Here is a 21,001-nt window from a genome sequence, read left to right on the forward strand (position 1 = left end):
GCATATGTCCAATCCCCCGTCGCCCCAGTCCGAGCCTGCTTGCCATCGCGCGCATAAAAGGCAGCCCCCGGTGATCGTCGCAGCCGGCGACCTGAGTCGATTGCGATGCATTGTGGCGACTTGAGACCATCGAGGAGAATGTGATGAAGTTTGCACTTCGAGAATATTTGCTTGCGCTCGGCACCAGCCTGGCCTTGTCCGGCGCCGCCATGGCACAGGATATTAGTGTTGCCGTGGTTGGGCCGATGACCGGCTCGGAGGCGAGCTTCGGCCAGCAGTTCAAGAACGGCGCCGATCTCGCCATTGCCGACATCAATGCGGCGGGCGGCGTGCTCGGCAAGAAGCTGAAGCTGGAAGTCGGCGATGATGCCTGCGATCCGAAGCAGGCGGTGTCGGTTGCCGAGAAGATGGCGGGCGCGAAGATTCCGTTCGTGGTCGGGCACTTCTGCTCGTCGACCTCGATTCCCGCCTCGGACGCCTATGCCGAGGGCAACGTGCTGCAGATCACGCCGGGCTCGACCAACCCGCTGTTCACCGAGCGCGGATTGTGGAACACGTTCCGCGTCTGCGGCCGGGATGACCAGCAGGGTATGGTCGCGGCGGCCTATATCATCAAGAACTACAAGACCAAGAACGTCGCGATCATCCACGACAAGACGACCTATGGCAAAGGTCTTGCCGACGAGACCAAGAACGCCATCAACGCGGCGGGCGTGAAGGAAAAGCTCTATGAAGCCTACACCAAGGGCGACAAGGATTTCGCCGCGCTGGTATCCCGCTTCAAGAAGGAATCGATCGATTTCGTCTATGTCGGTGGCTACTACGCCGAAGCAGCGTTGATCCTGCGCCAGATGCGCGAGCAGGGCGTCAATGCCGTGCTGATGGGCGGCGACGCTCTGGTCGACAAGCAGTTCGCCGCGATCGCGGGTCCGCTTGCCGAGGGCTCGCTGTTCACCTTCTCGCCGGATCCGCGGAAGAAAGTGACCGCGGCCGCGACCTTGAAGAAGTTCAAGGACAAGGGCATCGATCCGGACGGCTACACGCTCTACAGCTATGCCGCGTTCCAGATCTGGAGCCAGGCCGTCGCCCGCGCCCAGACCACGGACGCCAAGAAGATCGCAGCGACCATCAAGAGCGGAAACTGGGACACCGTGCTCGGCAACATCAGCTACACGCCGAAGGGTGACATCACCCTGATCGATTACGTCGTGTACCGCCGCGACAAGGACGGCAACTACACCGAGCTGCCGGCCGCCGGTCAATGATCGCTGGCCGCGACATCGGCGCTCCTCCCTGATCGATGTCGCGGCTGTGCCGGGTCACAGCGCCAACGGACCAACCCTCTGCCAGCCCCGGAGGTGTTGGCGCTGTGACGCCCGGTCCGCGACCGAAAAGGGCAGATTGCCGCGTCAGTCAGCGCGTCGAGCTGATCCCGCAATAACGATTCCCAAAACGATCCCATTCAATCGGATTTCGATCGATCACGGCAACCCAAGAGCCAGCAAGAGGCAACACGTGTCTGACATCAGCCTGAGCAATGGCGGCGGCCGCGGCGGCTCAGCCGATTGGCGCGCCACGGGACAGTCCCAGGGTGCGTCCCACTCCTATCCGTTGCTGGTTCGCGATCATGGTTTGGCGACGGCGCTGAAGCTGTTGGTCGAAACCTTGCCCTACGCGCTGGCGCGCTGGGGCGTGCTGCTGGCCTTTGCCGCGGCGTGCGCCCTCTGGGCCGTGGTTGCGGTGGGCGGCGCAGTCTGGCTCGGCACCCACGTTGCCAGCGTGTTCGGCTATTGCTGGCTGCTTGGCGTTCTGTTGCTCGGCGGATGGATCTGGGGCGCCATCCTGCGCTACACGCTTCACATGATCGCCTGCGGCCATGTCGCCGTGCTGACCGAGCTGATGACGCGCGGCAGCATCGGCAATGGCACCGAGGGGCAGTTTGCCTATGGCCGCCGGATCGTGATGGACCGGTTCGGCGAGGTCGCGGTCCTGTTCGGGCTTAACGCGCTGATCCGCGCCGTGCTCCGTGCGTTTCACAATGCGCTCGACACGCTTGGCGATTGGCTGCCGGCGCCGGGCATGAAGGCGATCGTCGGTCTGCTCAACACCATCCTGTCGGCCGCGACGCGCTATCTGGACAAGGTCGTGCTGTCCTACGATCTGGCGCGCGGCGGCGACGATCCGAGGCGCAACATCCAGGACGGACTGGTCTATTATTGCCAGAACGCCAAGCCGATCCTGGCGACGTCGGTCTGGATGGTCATCGTCGAGCGGATCCTGAGCATCCTGCTTTGCCTGGTGCTGCTGGTCCCCGCCGGAGTGGTGACCGTCTGGTTGCCGGAGGCTGTCAGGGAGTACGGCGCCATGTTCACCGTCTTCACTGCGGCCCTGCTGGCGGTGACGGTGCGCGCAGCATTCATCCAGCCGCTATTCCTGATCTGCATGATGATCCGCTTCCACGCGCTGATCGAGAACCAGCCGATCAATTCGACCTGGGTCGGTTATCTCGACGGCCTCACAGACAAGTTCCGGCAGATCGGACGCTGAGATCGGCGGACGATAGCTCGCGCCGAGCGGCAAGCCAGCCGGCCGGTGTCTAATGCTGATGGAATTTCGTAACGGAGATGTTCGGTGACCGATATTACACTCGACAATGACGGCGTCAGGCTTGCTGCTTCGGTCGTTGGCCCGGCGGACGGTGAACCGATCCTGTTTCTGCACGGACTGTCGCTCAGCCGGGACACATGGCAGGAACTCGGCGATCGGCTGAAGGATCGATATCGGGTCTGGACGCTGGATTTCCGGGGACACGGGCACTCGGATCGGGCCTCGGGCTACTCGCTCTCCGATTATGTGTCGGACGCCGAGACCGCATTGGCCGTGATCGGGCGTCCGGCGGCGATCGTCGGACACTCGCTCGGCGGCTGCGTTGCCGGGGTGCTGGCACAAAGTGGCAATGCTAGCGTGCGCGCCGCCTTGCTCGAAGACCCGCCGTGGTATCTTGGCCAGCCAGGCGAGTGGGAGAAGTCGGCGTTCCCAAAACTGTTTGCGATCGTCAGCGCGCGTCAGGCCGCGTGGCAGCAGGCGCGCGCGCCGCTCGGCACGTATCTGGCGTTCGTTGCAGACTCTCCGACGCCGATGGGCGGGATCGGCCGCGATCATTTCGGCCCCCGTCATCTGCTGAGCCATGCGTCTGCGCTGCAGCGACAGGACGGGCGGTGCTGGGCGGACGGAAACGTTGGTACCTCGGTTCTTGCGGCGATTCCGACCAAGCGGGAATTCCTTTGTCCCGTCAGGATCATTCAGGCCGATCCTGGATGTGGGGCGGCCCTGCTGGAGGACCACGATGCGCGCTTCGCTCACGACAATCCGCGTGCCGACATCGTTCGCTACGAGGGTTGCGGCCATTCACCCCACCGCTCCATCGCGTTCGAGCAACGTTTCGCGGCGGATCTGCAGACTTTCCTGTTGAGCCTGCAGCCGGAGTGAGCACGGCCGCGGCAGCCTCTATTTTACGAACCGAAGACGGGTAGATCCATGCAAGAGACGTCCGGCTACGATCCGAACTACGTGATGGGGCGTTCGGCTGCGGAAACCGACAGGCTCAAGCGCCAGTCGCAGCTCTATGATGCGTCCACATGGCAACTCCTGAAGGAGGCCGGGCTCTCGCAGGGCATGAAAGTGCTCGACATCGGAAGCGGAGCCGGCAACGTATCCTTCATTGCCGCGGGCCTGGTCGGCGAAAGCGGAGCGGTGGTCGGGGTCGACAGCAACCCCGCCATCGTCGAAGAAGCCGCGGGCGCGGCGCGCTCGCTCGGCCTCCGCCACGTCTCGTTCCAGGTCGGAGATATCAGCACGATCGAGCTGGATCGGGATTTCGATGCGGTCGTCGGCCGGCTCGTGCTGATCTATGTGAAGGATCCCGCGGCATTGATCCGGCGCTTGCTCGGGCATATCAAGCCCGATGGCATCGTGGCGTTCCAGGATCTCGACTGGGGCGAGGGGCCGATCGCCAATCCGCCGTCGCCGCTGCTGTCGCAGGCTTGGGGCACCGTGAAGGAGATGTTCCGCCGGGCGGGTCTGAACAACCGGATGGGATTGTCGTTGCATGGCGCCTTCGTCGCCGCCGGGCTTCCGGTGCCACGCATGAGCCTGTTTGCGCCGGCCGGAGGCGGGGCGGATTTCGATGGTTACGACTATATGGCGAGCGGCCTGCGCAGCAACCTGCCGCATATCGTCAAGCTCGGTGTCGCCACTGAAGCCGAGCTGGCGCTGGATAGCTTTGCCGACCGCTTGCGCACCGAGGTCGTCGCCGTGCAGGGCGTCTTTGCGCTGCCGACCTTCGTCGGCGCATGGTCGCGCAGGCGGCCGGGCTGACCTCAGGCGTTGCCAACGACCGCGTCGATGAACGTCGTGGCCATTTCCCTCAACTGCTTGCGGGTGTATCCGGCGCGCTCCATCACGGCCAGCCCGCGCGTGTACGTCACGATGACGCGTGCCAGCCGGTTCGCATCGGCCACGCTACGCTTGCCCGGTGCCGTGCCGATGACCTTGGCGATCTGCTGCTCAAGCCGCGTGAGCATATCCTGCACGCGCTGACGGACATCTGCGCTTGAAATGGCCGCGTCGAGCGCGGTGCGCGTGGTCAGGCAGCCGCGCGGCGGCGAGCCGTCGGTCATGTTAACGATGATCATGTCGAAGAAGTGCCGCAGCCCCGCCGCAGCGTCGCCGTGGGACAGCGCGTTGCCGGCCGCCTCCAGGAATTGCCTGGCATACCGATCGAAGGCGCGCAGGAAGATCGCTTCCTTGTCGCCATAAGCGTTGTAGAGGCTGCCGCGCTGCACGCCGGTCGCCGCCGCGAGGTCTAGCATGGTCGCATCGTGCAGGCCCTTGCGCCAGAACACGTCGAGCGCGGTTGCGATGACCTCGTCCTCGTCAAACTGTCGTATGCCCACCATTCGGTTCGCTCCATCAAACCATCCTTGACACTGTCGTCAAGATTAACAATGATGTCAAGAATGATGCCAAGGAGGTCCAGATGATCACCGCCGTCACGACGTTCAGATTGCCGAAGCCGGTCACGCGCGAGGAAGCGCGCAGCATCTTCCTGAGCACCGCACCGATCTATCGCGGCGTCCAGGGGTTGTTTCGCAAGACCTATGTGCTGTCGGAGGACGGCATGACGGCCGGCGGCATCTATTTCTGGAACTCGCGGAGCGAGGCGGAAGCGCTGTACACCGATGCCTGGCGCGCCCGTGCCCGCGAGAAATATGGCGCCGATCCGACCGTCGCCTATTTCGAAAGCCCCGTCGTGGTCGACAATGTCGCCGAGCAGATCGTTGCCGACCACGAATAGTATTGCATCGTCACGTCAAATTCAAAGGGCGCGGAACTCTTGACGGCGCATGCCGGGCGCATCTGCTTGTGTTGGAGGCGTCCGCAAGGCTACTTTCCCTGCAAGTAAGAAAACTGCGAGGGAGCCGTCACGGTGAACCAATCTCCATCCTCACGTCCAGCGCTACCACGTCGCAGGCTCGGCCGCACCGGGCTCGATGTCTCCATACTCGGTTTCGGCACCGCGCCGCTCGGCGATCTGTTCGCGCAGCTCGATGATGCCACCGCGATCGCCGCGGCGGAGCAGGCGTTCACGCTGGGCATCAACCTGCTGGATTCCTCCCCCCTCTATGGCCATGGCCTCGCCGAGCACCGCAGCGGCACGGCGTTGCGCCGCGTGGCGCGCGACGAAATCGTCGTCTGCACCAAGGTCGGGCGTTGGATGGACCCGTTCCGCAGCCGCGGCGACGGCTCGAATTTCGTCGGGGGCGCGCCGCATCGCGCGGTGGTCGATTATTCCTATGACGGTACGATGCGCTCGGTGGAGCAGTCATTGCTGCGGCTCGGTACCGATCGCATCGACCTGCTGCTGATCCACGACGTCGACGTCTGGACCCACGGAGCTGAGGCCATTGAGGCGCGGTTTCGCGAGGCGATGGAAGGCGCCTATGTCGCGCTCGACAAGCTCCGCTCCGAGCGCGTGGTCCGGGGTATTGGAATCGGCGTCAACGAGGCCGAGATGTGCGTGCGCTTCGCCAAGGCGGGGACGTTCGACACCATGCTGCTCGCCGGCCGCTACTCGCTGCTGGAGCAGCCGGCGCTCGCCGAGTTCCTGCCGCTGGCGGAGCAGCAGGGCATCGGCATGATGCTCGGCGGCGTGTTCAACTCGGGCATCCTGGCGACCGGCGCGGTTGCCGGCGCCAAATACAACTACAAGGACGCGCCACCCGACGTGATGCAGAAGGTCGCGGCGATCGAGCACGTCTGCCGCGCGCATGGCGTGCCGCTGCCGACCGCGGCGCTGCATTTCGCGCTGGGCCATCCGGCGGTCGCGAGCCTCGTGCTCGGCGCGCAGACGCCGCAGGAGGTCGAGCGCAACGTCGCCGCCTTGTCGTCGCCGGTCCCGGCCGCGCTGTGGCGCGATCTGAAGACCGAGGAGCTGCTCGACCAGCACGCGCCGGTGCCGGCATGATGCGGATCGACGCCCACCACCATGTCTGGACGCTGGCGCGCGCCGATTACGGCTGGCTGACGCCCGAACGCGGGCCGATCTATCGCGACTTCGGCCTGGCCGATCTCGCGCCGCATCTCGCCGCGGCCGCCATCGAGGGCACCATCCTGGTGCAGGCCGCGCCGACCGAGGCCGAGACGGCGTTCATGCTCGACGTCGCCAACGGTGCCGAGCTGGTGCGCGGCGTGGTCGGCTGGATCGACTTCGACGCCGCCGATGCCGCGGCGCGGATCGATGCGATCGCCGATCGCGAACTGCTGGTCGGCCTGCGGCCGATGGTGCAGGACATCGCCGACGACGACTGGCTGCTGCGGCCGGAACTGGCGGCGCCGCTCGAGGCGATGGTTCGGCATGATCTGGTCTTCGACGCGCTGGCGCTGCCGCGCCATCTGCCGCGGCTGGTTCAGGTGGTCGATCGCCATCCGGATCTACAATTCGTGCTCGATCATTTCGGCAAGCCGCACCTCGCAACCGGCGACATCGCGGCCTGGAAGGACCACATCGCGAACCTTGCGTCACGGCCCAACGTCGCCTGCAAGCTGTCGGGCCTTGCGACGGAGGCAGCGCCAAACTGGCAGGTTGCCGATCTGCGCGAGGCGGTGGATCACGCGCTGGCATGTTTCGGCCCGAAGCGGATGCTGTGGGGCAGTGACTGGCCGGTCGTCAATCTCGCCGGCGGCTATGCGCACTGGTTCGCGGCGGCGGAGACCTTGCTGGCTGATTTGTCAAGTGACGAGAGGAGCGCGATTTTCGGCGGCAATGCGGCGCGCATCTATTTGTCAAGCCGCGGGCGGTCGCCATCCCGGAAATAGATCGCAGCCTGCGCCTCATTTGATCCACAGCGCGCCTTGATGAATCAATCCGGGATGGTTCATAAGCGGCGTCCGCGACGCCGGTGATTTGGCGGCGCAACGGGGTGAGAGAGACAGGCGTGGCAAAGATCCATCATCAGATTGCGCAGGAGCTTGGGGTTCGCGATGAGCAGGTCGAGGCGGCGGTGACGTTGCTCGACGGCGGCGCCACGGTGCCATTCATCGCGCGATACCGCAAGGAGCTCACTGGCGCGCTAGATGACGCCCAGTTGCGCACTCTGGAAGAGCGGTTGACCTATCTGCGCGAGCTTGAGGAGCGCCGCACCGCGGTGCTCAACTCGATCCGCGAGCAGGGCAAGCTCGACGCTGCGCTCGAAGCCCAGATCATGGCGGCCGACAGCAAGGGTCGTCTGGAAGACATCTATCTGCCGTACAAGCCGAAGCGCCGCACCAAGGCCGAGATCGCCAAGGAGGCCGGACTCGAGCCACTCGCCGATCTCCTCTTGACGCAACCGCAGAACGATCCGAACGAGGCGGCTGCTCCCTTCGTCAATGCCGAGAAGCAGGTCGCCGACGTCGCAGCTGCACTGGACGGTGCGCGCGCCATCCTCGTCGAACGCTTCGCCGAGGATGCCGACCTGATCGGCGCCCTGCGCGAGGAGATGTGGTCGAACGGCATCATGGTCTCGACCGTCCGCACCGGCAAGAAGACCGACGGCGAGAAGTTCAAGGACTATTTCGATTTCTCCGAGCCGCTGCCGAAGCTGCCGTCGCACCGCATCCTGGCGCTGTTCCGCGGCGAGAAGGAGGAGATCCTCGACCTCGCGATCAAGCCGGAAGCACAGGAGCCGGTCGCCGGCGTGCCCGGCCTCTACGAACTCAGGATCATGAACCGGTTTGCGATCTCCAACCAGGGCCGCAAGGGCGACAAGTGGCTGACGGAGACGGTACGCTGGGCCTGGCGCACCAAGATCCAGATCCATCTCAACATCGATTTGCGGATGCGGCTGTGGACCGCGGCGGAGACCGAGGCGGTGCGCGTGTTCGCCTCGAACCTGCGCGACCTGCTGCTGGCGGCGCCGGCCGGCCCGCGCGCCACCATGGGGCTCGATCCGGGCTATCGCACCGGTGTCAAGGTCGCAGTGATCGATGCCACCGGCAAGGTGGTGGCGCACACGGCGATCTTCCCGCACGAGCCGCAGCGGCGCTGGGACGAGGCGCTGGCCATCCTCGGCAAGCTTGCGATCGAACACGGCGTCGAGCTGATCGCGATCGGCAACGGCACCGCTTCGCGCGAAACCGACAAGCTGGCCGCCGAGCTCGTGAAGCGGCTGCCCGAGCGCAAGATGACCAAGATCGTGGTCTCCGAAGCCGGCGCGTCGGTCTACTCGGCTTCCGCCTTTGCCTCGAGCGAACTGCCCGATCTCGACGTCACCATTCGCGGCGCGGTCTCGATCGCGCGGCGCCTGCAGGATCCGCTGGCCGAGCTGGTCAAGATCGAACCGAAGGCGATCGGCGTCGGTCAGTACCAGCACGATCTCGGCGAAGCCAAGCTGGCGCGCTCGCTCGATGCAGTGGTGGAAGACTGCGTGAACGCGGTCGGGGTCGATGCCAATACCGCCTCGGTGCCGCTGCTGGCGCGGGTGTCGGGCATCGGTCAGGGGCTGGCGCAGAGCATCGTGCAGCATCGCGACGCCAACGGCCCGTTCAAGTCGCGCAAGGCGCTGAAGGACGTGCCGCGGCTCGGGCCGAAGGCGTTCGAGCAGTGCGCCGGCTTCCTGCGCATCAGCAATGGCGAGGACCCGCTCGATTCATCCGGCGTGCATCCGGAAGCCTATCCGGTGGTGCGCCGCATCCTCGAGGCCACCAAAAGCGACATCAAGGCGCTGATCGGCAACGCCGACGTGGTGCGCGGGCTGAAGCCGCAATCCTTCGTCGACGACACGTTCGGTCTGCCGACCGTCACCGACATTCTGCGCGAGCTGGAAAAGCCCGGCCGCGACCCGCGTCCCGCGTTCAAGGCGGCGGTGTTCAAGGACGGCGTCGAAGAGGTCAAGGACCTCAAGCAGGGCATGATCCTCGAGGGCACGGTGACCAACGTCGCCGCCTTCGGCGCCTTCGTCGATATCGGCGTGCACCAGGATGGCCTGGTGCACATCTCGGCGATGTCGCGGAATTTCATCAAGGACCCGCGCGAAGTCGTGAAGCCGGGCGACATCGTCAAGGTTAAGGTGCTGGACGTCGAGGTCGCGCGCAAGCGCATCGCGCTGACCTTGCGGCTCGACGATGAGGTCGGAGCCAAGAAGGACAATGCGGGACAGTCACGCGATTTCTCGCGCGGCTCGGCCAAGATGACGTCGTCGGCGTCGCGCCGTCCGCAGGAACAGTCCGGCGGGGGCGCGCTCGCCGACGCGCTGCGCCGCGCCGCCGAGAAGAGCGGGCGCGGCAAGCCGACCTAGGTCAAGCCAGTCCTTCCTCGACGAGCGCTTGTTCGACGGACGGCAAGCTTTTCATGCGGGCGAAATAGGCCTGTAGCCGTTCCGGGACCTCGATCCCGTGTACGGGCGCCCATTTCAGCGCCCAGAAAAGATAGGGGTCGGGGATCGTCATTCGATCGCCCAACAAGAAAGCCTTGTCGCCGAGCTGCTGCGCGAGAACAGCGAAATGCTTGATCAACAGGTTCCGCGCGCGTTCCTTCTCGGGCGTTGGCAGGTTCTTGAAGAAGGGTCGCAAGCCGCCATGGATCTCGGTGGCCATGAAGGAGATGGCCTCAAGCGCGCGCCAGCGCGTGAGACCATCCTCGGGGAGCAACGCCTCGCTCCGGTGTGCAATGTAAGCCAGAATGGCGAGGTTCTCGGTCAGCACCGTTCCGTCGTCGAGCTCCAGCGCGGGCACGTAGCCCTTGGGATTGACTGTCAGGTAGTCGCGCCCGTCTTCGGTCCGCTTGTCGCGATTGATGCTGATCAGCTTGTAGGGAAGGCGCGTCTCGATCAGTGCGATGTGGTCCGCCAGGCTGCAGGCACCGGGGGCGTAGTAGAGGATCATCATAGTTCTCCGTACGTGGTCCGACTTGTTGACCAACAGCAGATGCGTGACTATGTCGTCAAACGCATATCTTCAGGACCAGGTCATATGGATGTGCCCGTGTCGGTCGATGCTTCCGCCGGTTGTCGCTGGGTGAGCGAGATTCTCAATCAGGTCGGCGACAAGTGGACAATTCAGGTCGTGGTGGCGCTTCGCGATCGGCCGCGGCGCTTCAACGACATCAAGCGTCACGTCGCCGGCATCTCGCAGCAGATGCTGACGCGCACGCTCAAGGCGCTTGAACGCGACGGCATGGTCGCGCGCACGGTCCGCTCCAGCACGCCTCCGCAGGTCGAGTATGCATTGACCGAACTCGGGCTCTCGCTTTCAGGGACAGTGCGGCAGCTTGCGGAATGGGCGGTCGCGCACCGTACAATCATTCGTGAAAACCGTCAGCGATACGACACCAGCCGCACTTGAAGCGCGACGAAGTCGGGTTGAAGAGCGCCGTCATTGAGCAGGTCTCGCCGAAACTAAATCCGGCGTCAGAATCTGGCGCATTTGTCAGTTGAAGTCGGCCTCACGCTTGCGTCTTCTGATCATGCTCTGCATGCCGCGCCACGAGGTTCGCCGCGGTCCCAATCAGGGAGGATTTCATGACGAACAGGCTCTTCACGTTTCTCACCGCGGCGACGCTCGCCGTAAGCGTTGCACTTGCACCCGCTGCCCTCGCTAGAGGCGGCGGTGGTGGTGGTGGCGGCGGACATGGCGGCGGCGGTGGCTTCGGTGGCGGCCATGGCGGCAGCTTTGGTGGTGCCATGGGTGGTGGTATGCATGGCGGCGGCTTCGGCGGCATGCATGGTGGCGGAATGGCGTTCGCCGCGATGGGCGGCGGCGGGCATTTTGCCGGTGGGCATTTCGGCGGCGCTCGCTTCGCAGGCGCACCGGCATTCGGCCCGCGCTTTGCCGGCGCCGGATTCCACGGCGCGCGCTTCTTCCATCATGGCGGCTTCTTCCACCACCACCGCTTCCATCGCTTCGCCTTCTTCGGCGGGCCCTACGTCTATGCCGATTACTACAACGGCTGCTACCGCAGGGTATGGACCTCTTACGGTCCGCAGTGGATCAATGTGTGCGGCGACTATTGGTGATCGCCCAATCAACCGCACCGTTGTCGCGGTCGTCGCCAGGCGTTCCATCCAGCCCCGGAATGGGATAGTCTGGCGGCGACCGTTGCGGGGCGCTCGGAGAGTTCGAGAACTCGGGGAGTTCAGGACAACTCGGAGAGTTTAAGAACATGACTGGAGCTCACCGCCGCATTCTCGTCGTCGAGGACGATCCGGAAACCGCCGGTCAGCTCGTCGAGGAGCTCACCACCAGCGGTTATGAGGTGGATCTGGCGGCGAACGGCCGCGAGGCGTTGAGCCAGGGGGCGGCGCGCGACTATGCCGTGATCACGATCGATCGCATGCTGCCCGACATCGACGGTATCACGGTGATGCGCCAGATGCGCGACGACGGCATCGCGGCGCCGTTCCTGATCATCAGCGCGCTCGGCGAGGTCGATGATCGTGTGCGTGGCTTGCGCGCGGGCGGCGACGATTACCTGGTCAAGCCGTTTTCGTTTGTCGAGCTGCTGGCGCGACTGGAAGCGCTTGGCCGCCGCAGTGAGACCGTTGCAAAGGAGACCATCCTGCGGGTCGGCGATCTCGCGGTCGATCTGATTGCGCGGACGGCAAGCCGCCGCGGTCGCAAGATTCCGCTGCTGCCGAAGGAATTCCAGCTGCTTGAATATCTCGCGCGCAACGAAGGCCGAGTGGTGTCGCGCGCCATGCTGCTGCAGCATGTCTGGGACCTGCACTTCGATCCCTCGACCAACATCATCGACGTCTATGTCGGTCGGGTGCGTCGCAAGGTCGACGACCAGCAAGCCTATCCGCTGATCCACACGATCCGCGGCATCGGGTACTGCCTCCGTGCTCCTGGCTAAAACCCTCCGATCGTCGACCTTCCGCCTGGCGTTGATCGCCATCGGCGTGTTCGGCCTGATCGTGTCCGCGATCTTCGCCTATGTATACTGGTCGACGCTGTCGTACGTGCGCGACAGGTCCGACCGCGCCATTATGGCCGAGCAAGCGAGCCTGTATGACACCTATGCGCGGTCCGGCCGCGATGGCCTGACCGCGTTGATCGCACAACGCATCGCGAACAAGGGTCTTGCCGATCAGGTTTATCTGCTGGTCGGCCCCGGATCCGTGGTGCTTGCGGGAAATCTCACGCAATGGCCAGCAGACGCCGTTGGAGATGGATGGACCGAATTTCGAACCTCGCTGCCACAGCGGCCTTCGGCAACCGCGCTGGTGCGCGCTGTGACCAAGACTTTGCCGGGCAGTGATCGGCTGCTGGTCGGGCGCGACATCAGCGATCTCGACGGCTTCATGGCACAGATCAGGGCCGCAGGCATCGCCGTCGTCATGCTGATCATCGGCCTTGCTGCGGCCGCCAGCATCGGGGTCACACGGCGAACCGTCGGGCGGATCGAGTCGATCAATGCGACCAGCCGCGCCATCATGCTCTCCGGCCTCGATCAGCGTATCCCGCTCCATGGCAGTCACGACGAATGGGATCGCGTCGCCGAGAACCTCAATCTGATGCTGGATCGCATCCAGACCCTGATGGGAGACATCAAGCAGGTCAGCGAGAATATCGCCCACGATTTGCGCACGCCGCTGACCCGGATGCGCGGCCGGCTCGAGAAGGCCTATCACGCCCCACGCAACGGGGAGGGCGATGCGGCGCTGATCGGCGACACCATCGCCGATCTCGACGCGGTGCTCGGGATGTTCGCATCGATCACGCGGATTTCCGAGATCGAGACGCGGGCCCGCAAGGGCGCGTTCCGCATCGTTAACCTGGTCGAGATCGCAGGCGAGGTGGTCGAGCTCTACGATGCCGCCGCCGAAGAGGTCACCACCCATCTCGACCTTGCCGGCGATCCGGCGGTGCTGGTCACCGGCGATCGCGACCTCTTGTTCGACGCCATCGCCAATCTCGTCGACAACGCCATCAAGCATGGCCGTCCGGGCGGACGGGTGACCGTGACCTGCGACAACGACGAGGGCGAGCCGGTGATTTCGGTCGCCGATAACGGTCCCGGAATTCCCGCCGAACAGCACGATCAGGTCTTCAAGCGCTTCTACCGGCTCGAGCAGAGCCGCTACACGCCGGGCAACGGCCTCGGCCTCAGCCTGGTCGCCGCGGTCGCGAGCCTGCACGGCGCAAAGATCGAATTGCGCGACAACGCGCCGGGGTTGTTGTGCAGGCTGGTGTTTCCAGCAGCGGAAACGTAGATCTTTCGTTATTCCGGGGCGCGCGCAGCGCGAGCCGGAATCCATTGCTCCGCGCATAATTCGGCTCGATGGATTCCGGGCTCGACGCTTCGCGTCGCCCCAAAATGACGAAGGGGAAGGGCGACAACCCGACGGGCAACTCTTCCACCGCAAACTAACCGTCGTTCTGGCCTTCGCCAGGACGACGATGTGGTGAGAGGAGCTTAAAACCGCGCCGCCATCTCCGCGAGCCTCCGGTGCGCGGCTTCGCGGGCCGTGCGGATCGGCTCGGTGGGTCCGGTGGTCGGGCCGATCGGGACGAAGCGCACGTCGCTGATGCCGATGAAGCGCAGCACCTCGCGCAGATAGGGCGTCGCCATGTCGATGCGGCCGCGGTTCATGCCGGTGACGAAGTCGCTGCCGCTGGCGATGATCGCAACCGTCGGGCGGTCCTTGAGCAGCGGCAGATAGCCCAGCGCCGGATCGAAGCGGAAGGTCAGCCCGGGTTGGATGATGACATCGAGCCACTGCTTGAGCTTGTAGGGAATCGAAAAATTCCACATCGGCGTCGAGATCAGCACGCGGTCGGCCAGCGACAGCCGCAGGGCCAGGCGTTCGGCGACGGCAAAGGCATCTTGCTGCGAATTGGTGAAGGCCTTGCCGCCGATCCGGGCGTATTTCGCTTCGAGCAGATGGCCCTCGAACTCCGGCAACGGCTCGCGCCACAGGTTCGTCGCGTCGATCTCCCAGTCCGGCCGTACCTCCCGGAAGTGATCGAGAAAGACGCGCGCGCCGGCCGCCGATTCCGAATCGGCGCGGGGAGAGCAGTCAAGATGCAGCAGCTTCGGCACCGCGCCTCCTCAGCCCAGCGCCTTGATGACTGTGTCGGCGTTGGTCACGACGGAGACATTCTGGAGCGCAAAATTGATCGCCGCGTTGTGCCAGTCTGCATTCATGGTCGAGCAGCAATCCTCCGGAACGATCATGAAATAGCCCTTGTCGGCGCCGGTACGCGCGGTGTGCTCGACCGACATGTTGGTCCAAGCCCCGGTGTTGATGATCATGTCGCGGCCGGTGGCTTTCAGGATGGTCTCGAGCCTCGTCCCTTCCCATGCGCTCATCCGCATCTTCTCGACCACGAAGTCGCCCGGACGCGGTTCGAGCCCCGAGACCGGCGCGGCGCCCCAGCTGCCGCGCACCATTGCCTTGCTGTCGACCAGCCCCTCGAACAGCGGCGCGTTGAGCGTCACGCCGGGCGCGCCCGGCTCGACCACGAACCAGACATGGATGATGGCGACGCCGCGCGCCCGCGCAGCCTCCGCGACGCGGCGGACATTCTCGACGACATGCTGCTGGCGGGCATGGGCCGGCGCGCCAGAGTCGGCGAATGCGCCGCCTTCCATGATGACGTCGTTCTGCATGTCCTGGATGATCATCGCGCAGCGCTGCGGATCGATCTGCATCTCGCCGGCGGCAAGATTGGGCGCGGGCGAGGACGACGCTACGGCGCCGGTGCTGCCGCGCTTGCCGGTCATATAAGGCTCGTTGCGCGGCCCGACCTTGGTCGGGATCGCATAGACCGAATGGGTCGCGGTCAGATAGAGCGTGCGGAAATCGGCGCCGCCCCAGGCAAGGTTGGCGACGAGTTCGGGCAGGCGGACCTTGCCGAGCAGATCACCAGCGGGCGAGTAGACCCAGACGCCGCCGGGCGCGGTAACCCAGACATTGCCGCGCTGATCGCACTTCATGCCGTCGGGCAGGCCGGGTTCAAGCTCGGAGCGGATGCCTGAGGCGAATACCCGCGGATTGCCGAGCGCGCCGTCGGGGCTGACGTCGAAGGCGCGGATTAGCGCTTGCACGGTGTCGTTGACGTAGAGGATGCGCTCGTCGGGCGAGAAGCACAGCCCGTTCGGCTGTTCGAACAGATAGCGGTCGACCAAGAGCTTCGGCGCACCGCCGCCGGGCGGCACGCGATAGACGCCCTGGAAGCCGAGCTGGCGTGGCCGCTCGACGCCATAGACCGGCATGCGGCCGTACCAGGGATCGGAGAAGTAGATCGCTCCGCTCGAATGAACGCAGACGTCGTTCGGGCTGTTGAGCTCCTGGTTCTCGTAATGCGAGGCCAGCACCTCGCGCCGCCCGTCGGGGCGCTCGCGGATCAGCGATGACGTCGCGTGCTCGCAGACAATCAAGTTGAGCTCGGCATCATAGGTCATGCCGTTGCACTTGTTCGACGGGCGCCTGACCTCGACTACGCCGCGTCGTGCATCCCAGCGCCGGCGCACGTCGCCCGGCATGTCGGAGAACAGCAGGAAGTGATCGACCGGATGCCAGATCGGTCCTTCCGTGAAATCGAAGCCGGTGCCGACCTGGCCGACCGGCGCGTAGGGGTCGATCAGGTCTTCAAACTCGCTGCGCAGCGTGACATGCGTCATCGCATCAAGCCTCCGCCCCTACGCCGGGAACCAGTTGCGCTGCGGCAGGCTCTGCACGATCGGGCCCGGCACCTGGTCATGCAGGCGGCCGACCACCATGCCGCCCTCGATCTTCGCCGGGCGATCGTGCACCGGCAGCAGATAGCGTGAGTTGTTCAGGAGCCTCTTGATCGACGCCTTCTCCGCTCGTTTGCTGGTGCCATGATTGCCGGTGGTGCGTGGCTCGGCGTCGTGGATTTCGTTGAATGGATTCACGATCTGGTCGTTGAAATCGTAGATCACGTCGCCGCAGATCGTGGCGATTCCATCGGCAGTGTGGACGTGGATGTTCATCGAGCCTTCCGTATGGGCGTTGGCGGCGTCGCAATAGACGCCCGGCATCAACTCGACCGGGCCGGTGATCTCGAGGTCGAGGAGGCGCAGCGCGCTCTTGGTGTGCAGGCGGTCGATCAGGTGCTTGATGTCAGGCGCGGGATATTGCGGGTGCATCAGGCCGGAAACGGAATATTCCAGCTCCTTGCGGTTGAGAACGACGGTCGTGTTCATCGGGAACAGATCGTCCTTGCCGGCATGGTCGATGTGCAGATGGGTGTGGCAGACGAAGCGGACGTCGCCCATCCGCACGCCGTGGCGGGCGAGCTGGTTCTCGATCATGTTCTCGTGGAACTGGAGGCCGCGCATGCCGAGCGTCTCCATGATCTGGTTGGAGCGATAGCCGGTGTCGACCAGCACAGGGTAGGGGCCGCCGAGGATCAGAAAGCCGAGCGTCAGCACGCGGCGGGTGCGGCCGCAATTGTGCCCGAGCACGAGGAAGCTCGATTCCAGCTCGATATCGCCATAGTCCAGAATCTTGATCTCCAACGGCATCGCTCGCCCTCCCGTGTTCGTTGTTGTGTTCGTGTTCGCAGCGCGGCTATGGCCCCAGCCGATAGACCCGCGCCGCCGTCGTGCTGAAGATCGCCTCGCGCTGTTCGCGGCTGAGCCGTTCGGCTGCCGCCTTGAAGGCCGCGATGAGATCGCGGTAGCTGGTCCACAGCTTCTCGATCGGAAAGTTCGAGCCGAACAGGCAGCGCTCTGCGCCGAAGATCGCGACCGTGTCGATCACGACACCGGCGATATGCGCGGCATCGCTGCGATGGATGAAGGTGCCGAGCCCGGACAGCTTGGACACCACGTTGGGACATTGCGCGAGCCGCGCCATGCCGGCGCGCCATGCGGCGCGGCCTTGCGGCGACAGATCCTCCAGCATGCCGGCATGCTGCAGGATGAAGGTCACGTCGGGGCAGGACTCCGCAAGCCCGGCGGCAGCAACCATCTGCGGCGCGAACACCTGCAAGTCGAAACTCCAACCATAGTCGGCGAGGTGGCCGATATTGCGCCGGATCACCGGATCGGTACAGAGATCGGGACGAGCTGCGAAGCGATAGAGCGGATTTTCGTGCCAGTGCAGCTGCATGCGCACGCCGCGCACCAGTGGATAGCGCTTTAATCGATCGAGCTGCGGTCGGACGTCGTCGACGGAGAAGTCGGCATAAGCGACGAGCGCGTGCGGCCAACCGTGAGCGTCGGCGGTCTGCTGCACCCAGGCGGCCTCGTCCTCGAATTGGACGTTCGGCCAATTGGTCTGGACATAGACCGAGCGGGTGACGCCGGTGCCCTTGAGGTCGTCGAGATACTCTTCGATCGGATAGTCGCGGCGGATCGGCTCGTAGGGGCCGAAGATGCGCGGCTGCATCGGGCCGGACAGCCAGGCGAGATCGGCCTGACGCCAGATGTGATGATGTCCGTCGACAATGCCGGTCACGCCGCTCTCCTTGTTGCAAGCGACAGCAGATGCGCGACGACTGCCGCGCTCGATCCGCCGTCCACGAGATCATCGACGAAGCGCTGGATCGCGATCAGCGCCTCGGTTTGCGGCTTGAAGCCTGGCGCGGTCGCGAGCGGCGTCAGCCAGCTGACGCGCCAGGCTCGGCGCGACAGTTTTGCGACGGCGTCGCTCAGCGCGGCCGGATCGCCGCGCTCCAGACCGTCGGAGACGATCACGACAGCGGCGCCACGGGCATATCCGCCGAACCTCGGTACGGCGAGGAAGGCCTGCAGCGCGTCGCCGATCCTCGTGCCGCCGTCCCAGTCACTGACCAGGAAGGATGCCGCGCTCAGTGCCTGCTCGCGGCGCTTCAGCCGCAGCGCCGACGTGACGCGGGTCAGCCGTGTGCCGAAGGTGAAGACCTCGACATTGCCAACCGCCTGCACCAGCGCATGCGCCAGCCGCATGTTCTCTTCAGTGCGAGCCTTCATCGAGCCGGAGACGTCGATCAGGAGCAGCATCTTGCGGGGCCGCTGGCGGCGGCGCATCCGGCCGAGCCGCAGCACCTCACCGTCATTGCGTACGCTGTCACGCAAAGTGCGGCGGAGGTCAGCGAATGGACCGCTGCGCGCGCGCCGTCGCCGGTGGCTGCGGCGCCGCGGCAGCCGTTTTGCCGCCTCGCGCGACAGCCGACGCAACGGATCGCTGGTCGGGACTTGCGCAAATCTGCGCTCGACCAGCGCCTCGGCCCGCGCCGCGGCGAGGCCTGATTCATTGGCCTCGTCGGCAAGCGGCGGCTCGTTCTCGCCGCGGCCTTCCTCCTGCAGGCGGACGGTCTCCTCGTCTTCGTCCTCGCCCTCGGCGTGCTCGATCGCCTCAGCGCCACGGAAATGGATATTGAACAGCCGGTCATAGGTCGCGCGGCGCTCCGGCGGAGGCGCCAATGTCGCCAGACCGGCCCGGCGGATGTGCTCGAGGCTGCGCGGCCCGAGCAGTTCGATCGCGGCCAGAAAACTCGTGGTCTGCTCCGGCGCCACCAGGAAGCCGTTGGCGCGCAGCAGCGCGACAAAGGACACGAAGAACTGCGCGGCGCGCGGCAGCCTGAGATCGTCGCTCACGCCGCAGCCTCCGCGATGATCGCATCGAGCCGCGGCGAGATGAAATGCAGGTCCTCTTCGTCCTTCAGCGCGACGCCGATCGAGCGTTTGAAGGCGTCCGGCCAGCGCGCGCCGCCCTTGTTGAGCAGGGTTGCGGCCTCGGCCCAGTCGACCGCCTCGGCAACGCCCGGCGCCTTGCTCAGCGGCTCGCGGCGCAGCCGGCCGACCGCGGCGACGACGGCACGGGCGGTCGCCTCGGCGACGCTGGAGGCGCGCATCATCACGATCCGGGCCTCGCGCTCGGCGTTCGGATAGTCGATCCAGTGATACACACAACGCCGTCGCAGCGCCTCGTGCAGGTCGCGGGTCCGGTTCGAAGTCAGCACCACGACGGGATGCTCGGCGGCGCGGATGGTGCCGCGCTCCGGGATCGAGATCTGGAAGTCGGAGAGGAATTCGAGCAGGAAGGCTTCGAACTCCTGGTCGGCGCGGTCGATTTCGTCGATCAGGAGCACGGTCGCGTCGGGAGCGCGCAGCGCGGCGAGCATCGGGCGCTCGATCAGGAACGGCTCGCCGTAGATGTCGATGCTCTCTTCGCCCGCCCGCCGGATCGCCAGCATCTGGCGCGGATAGTTCCACTCGTAGAGCGCCGCCGCGGCGTCGATGCCTTCATAGCATTGCAGCCGGATCAACCGGCGGCCGAGCACGGCGGCGATCGCTTTCGCTGCCTCGGTCTTGCCGACGCCCGGGGCACCCTCGAGCAGCAGCGGCTTGCCGAGCGCAAGCGAGAGATAGGACGCCGTCGCGATGCCGTCGTCGGCGAGGTAATAGGCCGCACGCAGCGCCTTCTCCAGCGCCTCGGGGCTATCGATGCCGACGATGTTGCTGCGGACCGGCATGGAGAGACCTCAGCGCCGCGGCTGCGGCCGCGCGCCGCCTTGCGCCTTGATCGCACGCAACACCTTCTCCGGCGTGATCGGCAGATCGTCGATCCGCACCCCGACCGCGTTGAAGATCGCATTGGCGACGGCGGGCAGCACCGGATTGGCGCACATCTCGCCCGGTCCCTTGGCGCCGAACGGGCCGTCGGGTGCGGGGCGCTCCAGCACTGCGATGTCGTGCGGACAGATGTCACCGGGCCCTGGCATCAGGTATTCGACGAAATCGCGCGGGCCGTGTATCGGCTCCGGATAATAGGGCTCCGGCGTCTCGTAGAGGGCGTGGCTGACGCCCATCCAGGCGCCGCCGACCAGCTGTTGCTCGACCAGCCGCGGATTGAGCGCGCGGCCGAGCTCATAGGCCGAGTCCATCCTGACCATGTCGACCTCACCGGTCTCGTCGTCGACCTCGACCTCGGCGACCAGGCAGGCGTGCGCGTAACAGGTCGCCGGCGACATCTCGCCGGTCTCGGGGTCGACATCGGACAGCGGCACCAGGAAAATGCCGCGGCCGGAGATCGTCTTGCCCTGCTTGAACTGCGCGGCGATGGCGACGTCCTTGGTCGAGATCGAGCGATGTGGCGCGCCCTTGACGTGGATATTGCCGCGGCCGTCGGTCTCGAGATCGGCGGCATTCACCTCGAGCTCCTCGGCGGCCGCCTCCATCATCACGCCGCGGGCCTCCCGCGCTGCCGCCATCACGGCATTGCCGACGCGGTGCGTGCCGCGCGAGGCGAACGAGCCCATGCAGTGCGGGCCAGTGTCGGAGTCGGCAGTATCGACATAGACGTCCTCGACCGGCACGCCGAGCGTCTCGGCGCAGATCTGCCGGGTCACCGACTTCATGCCCTGGCCGAGATCGATCGAGGACAGCGCCACGGTGAACTTGCCGCTGGGGTTGGAATGCACCAGCGCCTGGCTCGGATCGCCGCCGAGATTCATGCCGATGGGATAGTTGACCGACGCGATGCCGCGTCCGCGATGCCGGGTCATG

General features: G+C 65.4%; 21 protein-coding genes. 12 read left to right on the top strand and 9 right to left on the bottom strand.

The features are described 5' to 3' along the window. Positions 1 to 143: 143 nt before the first annotated feature. The 4 genes from AKN83_RS13390 (at position 144) to AKN83_RS13405 (ending at position 4,377) form a co-directional block, all read left to right on the top strand. Entirely contained in the window at positions 144 to 1,265 is a 1,122-nt protein-coding gene (locus AKN83_RS13390; RefSeq protein WP_050402379.1) for a branched-chain amino acid ABC transporter substrate-binding protein, read from the top strand. A gap of 250 nt (positions 1,266 to 1,515) precedes the next feature. Next, complete coding sequence (locus AKN83_RS13395; protein ID WP_050402325.1) at positions 1,516 to 2,547, top strand: hypothetical protein; 1,032 nt, start codon at positions 1,516 to 1,518, stop codon at positions 2,545 to 2,547. Between the two features lie 84 nt (positions 2,548 to 2,631). Beyond that, the gene (locus AKN83_RS13400; RefSeq protein ID WP_050402324.1) at positions 2,632 to 3,489 is read left to right on the top strand and encodes an alpha/beta fold hydrolase; all 858 of its coding nucleotides are present in this window, start codon (positions 2,632 to 2,634) and stop codon (positions 3,487 to 3,489) included. Between the two features lie 48 nt (positions 3,490 to 3,537). Then, on the top strand, positions 3,538 to 4,377 hold the full coding sequence (locus AKN83_RS13405) for a class I SAM-dependent methyltransferase (RefSeq protein ID WP_050402323.1): 840 nt from the start codon (positions 3,538 to 3,540) through the stop codon (positions 4,375 to 4,377). A 2-nt stretch (positions 4,378 to 4,379) separates the two neighbouring features. Here AKN83_RS13405 and AKN83_RS13410 read toward each other — a convergent pair whose 3' ends face one another. Beyond that, positions 4,380 to 4,958 (bottom strand): TetR/AcrR family transcriptional regulator, encoded by a 579-nt coding sequence (locus AKN83_RS13410; RefSeq protein ID WP_050402322.1) that lies wholly within the window; start codon positions 4,956 to 4,958, stop codon positions 4,380 to 4,382. A gap of 80 nt (positions 4,959 to 5,038) precedes the next feature. Here AKN83_RS13410 and AKN83_RS13415 point away from each other — a divergent pair, with 80 nt between their 5' ends. From AKN83_RS13415 to AKN83_RS13430, 4 genes are all read left to right on the top strand, one after another. Next, on the top strand, positions 5,039 to 5,356 hold the full coding sequence (locus tag AKN83_RS13415; protein ID WP_050402321.1) for a hypothetical protein: 318 nt from the start codon (positions 5,039 to 5,041) through the stop codon (positions 5,354 to 5,356). Between the two features lie 132 nt (positions 5,357 to 5,488). Further along, the gene (locus AKN83_RS13420) at positions 5,489 to 6,526 is read left to right on the top strand and encodes an aldo/keto reductase (RefSeq protein WP_050402320.1); all 1,038 of its coding nucleotides are present in this window, start codon (positions 5,489 to 5,491) and stop codon (positions 6,524 to 6,526) included. Continuing rightward, positions 6,523 to 7,377 carry an amidohydrolase family protein gene (locus AKN83_RS13425; RefSeq protein ID WP_050402319.1) on the top strand — a complete coding sequence of 285 codons (855 nt, stop codon included), beginning with the start codon at positions 6,523 to 6,525 and terminating at the stop codon, positions 7,375 to 7,377. The genes AKN83_RS13420 and AKN83_RS13425 overlap by 4 nt, the downstream gene beginning before the upstream one ends. A 119-nt stretch (positions 7,378 to 7,496) precedes the next feature. Next, entirely contained in the window at positions 7,497 to 9,836 is a 2,340-nt protein-coding gene (locus AKN83_RS13430; protein ID WP_050402318.1) for a Tex family protein, read from the top strand. A gap of 1 nt (position 9,837) precedes the next feature. Here AKN83_RS13430 and AKN83_RS13435 read toward each other — a convergent pair whose 3' ends face one another. Further along, positions 9,838 to 10,422 (bottom strand): glutathione S-transferase N-terminal domain-containing protein, encoded by a 585-nt coding sequence (locus AKN83_RS13435; RefSeq protein ID WP_050402378.1) that lies wholly within the window; start codon positions 10,420 to 10,422, stop codon positions 9,838 to 9,840. Positions 10,423 to 10,521: 99 nt separating this feature from the next. On the opposite strand from AKN83_RS13435, the gene AKN83_RS13440 reads away from it, so the two are divergent. The 4 genes from AKN83_RS13440 to AKN83_RS13455 all read left to right on the top strand — a co-directional run bounded on the left by AKN83_RS13440 (position 10,522) and on the right by AKN83_RS13455 (position 13,751). Beyond that, positions 10,522 to 10,881 (top strand): winged helix-turn-helix transcriptional regulator, encoded by a 360-nt coding sequence (locus AKN83_RS13440; protein WP_430641526.1) that lies wholly within the window; start codon positions 10,522 to 10,524, stop codon positions 10,879 to 10,881. Positions 10,882 to 11,057: 176 nt separating this feature from the next. Further along, the gene (locus AKN83_RS40545) at positions 11,058 to 11,552 is read left to right on the top strand and encodes a hypothetical protein (RefSeq protein WP_050402316.1); all 495 of its coding nucleotides are present in this window, start codon (positions 11,058 to 11,060) and stop codon (positions 11,550 to 11,552) included. Positions 11,553 to 11,698: 146 nt separating this feature from the next. Further along, positions 11,699 to 12,391, top strand: coding sequence for a response regulator transcription factor (locus tag AKN83_RS13450; protein WP_050402315.1), 693 nt, complete (start codon positions 11,699 to 11,701; stop codon positions 12,389 to 12,391). Then, on the top strand, positions 12,378 to 13,751 hold the full coding sequence (locus AKN83_RS13455) for a sensor histidine kinase (protein ID WP_050402314.1): 1,374 nt from the start codon (positions 12,378 to 12,380) through the stop codon (positions 13,749 to 13,751). Before AKN83_RS13450 ends, AKN83_RS13455 begins: the two co-directional genes overlap by 14 nt. Positions 13,752 to 13,954: 203 nt before the next feature. Here AKN83_RS13455 and AKN83_RS13460 read toward each other — a convergent pair whose 3' ends face one another. The 7 genes from AKN83_RS13460 to AKN83_RS13490 are packed head-to-tail and all read right to left on the bottom strand — an operon-like array spanning position 13,955 to position 21,000. Beyond that, positions 13,955 to 14,581 (bottom strand): FMN-dependent NADH-azoreductase, encoded by a 627-nt coding sequence (locus AKN83_RS13460; protein WP_050402313.1) that lies wholly within the window; start codon positions 14,579 to 14,581, stop codon positions 13,955 to 13,957. Between the two features lie 9 nt (positions 14,582 to 14,590). Next, entirely contained in the window at positions 14,591 to 16,165 is a 1,575-nt protein-coding gene (locus tag AKN83_RS13465; RefSeq protein WP_050402312.1) for an isochorismatase family protein, read from the bottom strand. 18 nt (positions 16,166 to 16,183) lie between these two features. Further along, positions 16,184 to 17,032, bottom strand: coding sequence for an MBL fold metallo-hydrolase (locus AKN83_RS13470; RefSeq protein WP_050402311.1), 849 nt, complete (start codon positions 17,030 to 17,032; stop codon positions 16,184 to 16,186). Positions 17,033 to 17,078: 46 nt separating this feature from the next. Next, positions 17,079 to 17,969, bottom strand: coding sequence for an amidohydrolase family protein (locus AKN83_RS13475; protein ID WP_050402310.1), 891 nt, complete (start codon positions 17,967 to 17,969; stop codon positions 17,079 to 17,081). Further along, a complete protein-coding gene (locus AKN83_RS13480) occupies positions 17,966 to 19,090 on the bottom strand; it encodes a vWA domain-containing protein (protein ID WP_050402309.1) in 1,125 nt (374 codons plus the stop codon). Before AKN83_RS13480 ends, AKN83_RS13475 begins: the two co-directional genes overlap by 4 nt. Beyond that, positions 19,087 to 19,968 carry an AAA family ATPase gene (locus tag AKN83_RS13485; protein WP_050402308.1) on the bottom strand — a complete coding sequence of 294 codons (882 nt, stop codon included), beginning with the start codon at positions 19,966 to 19,968 and terminating at the stop codon, positions 19,087 to 19,089. Before AKN83_RS13485 ends, AKN83_RS13480 begins: the two co-directional genes overlap by 4 nt. Before the next feature lie 9 nt (positions 19,969 to 19,977). Next, the gene (locus AKN83_RS13490; RefSeq protein ID WP_050402307.1) at positions 19,978 to 21,000 is read right to left on the bottom strand and encodes a xanthine dehydrogenase family protein molybdopterin-binding subunit; all 1,023 of its coding nucleotides are present in this window, start codon (positions 20,998 to 21,000) and stop codon (positions 19,978 to 19,980) included. Position 21,001: the final 1 nt, after the last annotated feature.

The organism is Bradyrhizobium embrapense (genome assembly GCF_001189235.2).
Taxonomy (GTDB): domain Bacteria; phylum Pseudomonadota; class Alphaproteobacteria; order Rhizobiales; family Xanthobacteraceae; genus Bradyrhizobium; species Bradyrhizobium embrapense.